Here is a 5,292-nt window from a genome sequence, read left to right as displayed (position 1 = left end):
AACACGCCGGTCATCCACACGGGGCATGCCGTGTGCCAGAGGAAAAAACGGCTCAATCCGCTCCATCTGGCTCTCAGACAACAGAAATATATCACTCACAGTCTTTCTCCATCGGTAAGCCTGTGAATCACAACACCTCGCTCAGTTCAATAAATTAACAGGTCCTGCACCTAAGGGCAGAGAGACATTGCCTCTCTCTGCCCTTAGCATTTTTATTGCGTTACGGTTATAATCAGGCGACGCAGGGTTTCTACCATGTCTAGCACCTGTTCTTCTGTCGCAATAAATGGAGGGGCCAGAGAGAACGTATCGCCCGTGCAGCGAAGCAGCAGCCCATTCTGCATGCCCAGTTCAAAAAGAGCACTCCCTCTTTTTCCAGGGGAATCTGCTTCTGGCACAAGGTCGATACCCGCGGTCAGGCCAAAATTACGCACATCCCTGACGCCAGGCAGATCACTCAGGCTGTGTACAGCCTTCTCCAGCACCGGTTCGAGACCACGTACATGCGTTAGCAGTGAGCCCTCTTCCATAATATCGAGCACAGCATGACTAACAGCCGCGGCAATCGGGTGACCTGAATATGTGTAGCCATGAGCAAACTCAATCGCCTCTTCAGGACCGGTCATAAATGTCTCGTAGATATCCTTGCTGATCAGCACGCCTCCCATTGGCACAATGCCGTTGGTTACTGCTTTGGCAAAGGTGATCATATCCGGTTTGACGTTAAAACGCCGGGATGCAAAATTTTCTCCCATACGACCAAAACCTGTAATTACTTCATCAAAAATCAGCAAAATACCGTGTTTTGTGCATATCTCGCGTAAACGCTCCAGATACCCGACCGGAGGCACCACAACGCCTGTTGACCCCTGTACCGGCTCAACAATAACGGCAGCTATCGTTGAGGCGTCGTGTAGTGCGACAAGACGCTCCAGATCTTCAGCATAGTCGGCACCCCATGTGGGCTGACCTTTTGAAAAGGCCATTTTTGAGTGGTCATAGGTGTGCCGCAAATGATCAACACCATTCAGCATACCGGCAGCAAACATTTTTCTGTTAGACACAATGCCGCCAACCGATATGCCGCCAAAGCCAACGCCATGATAAGCACGTTCGCGCCCGATCATACGAAAGCGTCCGCCCTCACCTCTTAAGCGGTGGTAGCCCAAAGCAAGTTTGAGGGCTGTATCAACGGCTTCGGTCCCTGAATTGGCAAAAAATACATGGTTCAGGTTTTCAGGGGCCATATCGGCAAGACGTTTAGCCAGGCGAACAGCAACCGGATGGGCCATCTGAAATGATGAGCAATAATCAAGCTCTTCGGCCTGATTTTTCAAAGCTTCCACGATGCGTGGCACGGCATGCCCTAGCGGTGTGCACCACAGACCAGATAACGTATCAAAAAGTTTTTTTCCGTCAGGGGTATAATAATAAGCCCCTTTAGCAGAGGAAATTATGCGCGAACCGGCCTGTTTTCTGACATGACGGTTTGCGGTAAATGGCATCCAGTATGAGCCATCTTTCAAAGCATCTTCGCAATTAAACTCGTTAGATAAATGTACCATCATGCACCCTTTAGTTATGCGACCTGTCATTTCAGGTCTTTTACGTGCAACTGTCTGTAAATGTTTTAGCTTTGAGACAATGAGTATTTATACAGAAATTTTTATATAAAGAAATCAGACTTTGTCATGATGCATCATGAATATGATGAAAAAGTTATATTATTAATTATTGAAAATTATGCATACAACAGGCTGCAAATATGCAATATTTGCATACCTTCCCTAAAGAGCCTCTTATTTCTCAAATAACACTATAAAGGGATCGCATGCTGACTCATTTCATGTCACTTTTTGCTGATGCAACGCTTTTTGTACTTCTGCCCTGGTTATTGTGGCAGCTTACACTTAAAAACCTGCCTATCGCTGTTTTGCCTATTCTTGTCGGCATGGTGCTGGCCGTCTGGCATGTACCTGTCAGTACAATGGGTATCCCCTCTCTTTATGGGGACTATATTGGCTGGGTTGCTGTACTGGTTCTGGCGTTTACAGCCGGGCTCGAAATGTGGCAGCACCCTGACGAGCATGACAGTCAGAACGCTCTGCCCCAGCCATCATTTGCACGCCTGATTGGCGGAGCTGCGGTTGCCCTTGGCGGCCCTTTTCTCGTAGGTACTTTCCTGGCTTATGAGGTTTTTCTCTCTCTGCCTGGATGGCATACTCCTCATACAACGCCGATGATCGCAGCTGCAGCCATAGGGTTATGTATGGCAGTCAGCGCGCTGCCAGTGCTGATTGGTATCGTACGTGAAATTGAACCTGCACAGCGCCCGCTGGCACAACTGGCATTAAAACTTGCTGTAGTTGATGATGCGGCTTTGTGGATTGGTCTGGCGTTATTGCAGTTTGCGGCAAAAGGTACTTCAGCATTGCATGGCTGGACACATCTTGAGTTTTTAGCCGTTGCACTGCTGATTTTACTGATTTGTGGCGGGACATGGGCGACCCGAAATATTCCTCATCCTCCGCTTTGGGTAATATGGCTTACCATACCTGTTTATCTGGCTGCGGGCTCCTGGGCCAGTCACCAGCTGGGGCTGCATGAATTGATAGGGGCTTATTTTGCCGGTGCTATTATGCCCCCAGCCTGGGTCAGACGTTTACCAGTAGAGAAAATTGGTACGTTTTCTCTTATCTGGCTTGCTCCTATGTTTTTTGGGCATAGTGGTTTGCATATTAATGGTGATGCTCTGACATGGCCTTCAGTGATTGCGTCTCTGGCTCTTGTTGCAATTTCCATTTTTTCAAAAATTGGTGCTGTCTGTTTATTTCCACCTGCTCCCGGATTGTCTTATCGCCAGGCTCTCAGCATAGGTTCTCTTTTACAATGCAGGGGCTTATGGAAATTGTTGCGGCAACAATTTTGCATCAGAAAGGTATGCTGTCAGAATTCGCTTTTGCTTCTCTTATGGTGCTGGCTGTTATTTCAACCACCCTTACAGGGCCACTTTTTAGCCTCGTAAAACCAAAAACCTAAACCGGGCACGCCTGAGAAAAAATAATCATCTGGCGCCAGTCTGCTCTGTTTCCATTGAGCAGACTGGCCAGACGTTCAAAACCGCTAAGTAATTTGCCAAAAGCAGTTAGCGGCAACCGGAGAAAACCTGCCTGCAAACCGCCTGCACTGTGTCACGAAGCCATTGATGGGCAGGGTCAGCATCAAACCTGGGGTGCCACATGGCGGAAATAGCGATTTCAGGCGTCTGAACCGGAAGCTGAAACAATCTCAGACCCGGTATCCCCGCAGAACTATCAGAACAGGCCGCCAGACAAGACCGCGGGACATGCGTCACCAGATCTGATTGCCGCACAATTTCGAGTGCCTCCGGAAATCCAGGCACGACGACCGATACTGTGCGTTGGTATCCCAGTTGCTCCAGCGCATCATCAACCGGTCCTCTGAATGTCCCTCGTCGTGAAGCGGCGACATGGCTACATGCAACGTAGCGCGCTACGCTGATATCATCGTCTATGAAAAGTGAATGGCCAATGCGGGCCGCACCGACGAACGCATCCCGGAAAAGAAGCCGGGTTCGAATTTCGGGTGCAGACACGCCCAGGACACCAATTTCCAAATCGATGCGCCCCTCTCGCAATGGTAACGCGTCTTTATCAGACTTAGGCGCAAAGCGCAGGCGAACCTGTGGTGCTCCTTTCATGATGGCTGTTACCAGAGGCGCAGCAGCGACGCTCAGAAAACCTTCATTGGCGCGAAGGACGAATGTCCGATCCAGCTTTTTTAAATTCATTTCTTCCGGCTGCGGGCACAGAATGGTGCGCACGTCGCGGGTCAGAGCATGAACATTCTCACGAATCTTCAGAGCATAAGGTGTCGGTACAAGATGTCGCCCTGCCCGCACCAGCAACGGATCGCCTGTCGCGGAGCGAAGGCGTGTCAGAGTGCGGCTCATGGCGGATATGCTGAGCCCAAGCCGGTAAGCTGCGCGGGTTACGCTGACTTCCTCAAGCAGCACATCCAGCGCCCTCAGAAGATTGAAATCCATGTTTTCCATGCATTGAACCTATCGACAATGACTGGGCAGATGGCGTTACATGCAATTATATATTGATGCTAATGCGTCTGGCGCCAGCTCTGGTTCTACCTCTATTTTCTATGACGTGAAAACAGGCATGCCCATCATAACGAGGGCCTGCTGAGAGGAAGAAACCTATGAAGCTGATTGGCATCGAAGAACATTTCCTGACGCCTGAGATAAAAAACGCATGGTCCGCTCTTGGGCTTGAGGCCAGTGACCCGAGTGTTGCGTTTCATGGTGGTCTGCTTGAGACACGACTAAACGATCTCACCGAACAGCGACTAACCCTCATGGATGAAACAGGGCTCGACGTACAGGTTCTGTCGCTCACCACTCCGTCACTGCACGACCTGGGACCAGACAGTATCGACCTCGCTCGCCGCACGAATGATGCCGTGGCGGAAGCCGCTGGTCGCCACCCCGATCGCTTTCAGGCGCTGGCAACGCTGCCTGTGGCAATGCCCGACGAAGCTGCCCTGGAACTCGAGCGCTGTGTCAGAATACTTGGGTTAAAGGGAACGATGCTGTGTGGTCGAGTGGGCCATCGCAACCTGGATCATACTGATTTACTTCCGGTTTTTCAAAGTGCTGCCGCATTAAAGGCACCGGTTCTGCTTCACCCCAGAGCGCCGGAAAAGGCCGTCAGGGAGGCTTATTATTCCGGGTTTAGTCCTCAGGTGGATGCTGCATTTTCCTGTTTCAGTCTCGGCTGGCATTATGATGCGGGCATTCAGTTTTTACGGTTGGTGCTGGCGGGCCATTTCGATCGCTTTCCGGACTTACAGGTTATTCTGGGTCACTGGGGCGAACTGGTCCTGTTCTATGCCGAGCGTCTTGCTAACATGGACCGTGTGTCAGGACTGCATCATTCCATGGAGACATATTTCCGGCGCAACCTGTATGTCACGGCCAGTGGTATGTTTTTACCGCATTATCTGGAACAGGCAGCACGGATCGTCGGCCGGGACAGACTATTGTTTTCTACTGACTATCCGTATCAATACCGCCCAGGAGGTGATGCGCGACGTTTTCTCGAAAATTGTGGCCTTGATGAGGCCGACAGGCAGGCATTTGCGTATAGAAACTGGGAGCGGCTAACAGAAAACTTACCGGCGCATCTGCAGTAAATTACGACCTGAAGCTGGAAGAGAAAGCCATGGCTGATCTTCGTGAAGGCATTGCCTACTGTGAAA

At 50.5% G+C, this 5,292-nt stretch carries 3 protein-coding genes and 1 pseudogene; 2 read left to right on the top strand and 2 right to left on the bottom strand.

The features are described 5' to 3' along the window. Window positions 1–212: 212 nt before the first annotated feature. Window positions 213–1,565: an aspartate aminotransferase family protein gene (locus HK11_RS08260; protein WP_086554885.1), complete on the bottom strand. Its 1,353-nt coding sequence runs from the start codon at window positions 1,563–1,565 to the stop codon at window positions 213–215. 266 nt (window positions 1,566–1,831) lie between these two features. On the opposite strand from HK11_RS08260, the pseudogene HK11_RS08255 reads away from it, so the two are divergent. After that, window positions 1,832–3,039, top strand: a pseudogene (locus tag HK11_RS08255) (cation:proton antiporter). A 106-nt stretch (window positions 3,040–3,145) separates the two neighbouring features. On the opposite strand, the gene HK11_RS08250 reads toward HK11_RS08255, so the two are convergent. Further along, window positions 3,146–4,066, bottom strand: coding sequence for a LysR family transcriptional regulator (locus tag HK11_RS08250; protein ID WP_369822936.1), 921 nt, complete (start codon window positions 4,064–4,066; stop codon window positions 3,146–3,148). A 167-nt stretch (window positions 4,067–4,233) separates the two neighbouring features. On the opposite strand from HK11_RS08250, the gene HK11_RS08245 reads away from it, so the two are divergent. Next, window positions 4,234–5,226, top strand: coding sequence for an amidohydrolase family protein (locus HK11_RS08245; protein WP_086554883.1), 993 nt, complete (start codon window positions 4,234–4,236; stop codon window positions 5,224–5,226). The last annotated feature ends 66 nt before the right edge of the window (window positions 5,227–5,292 follow it).

Source organism: Acetobacter sp. DmW_043, from assembly GCF_002153485.1.
Taxonomy (GTDB): Bacteria; Pseudomonadota; Alphaproteobacteria; order Acetobacterales; family Acetobacteraceae; genus Acetobacter; species Acetobacter thailandicus.
Note: the sequence above shows the minus strand (reverse complement) of the source record. Positions and strands in the feature narration are given on the sequence as shown.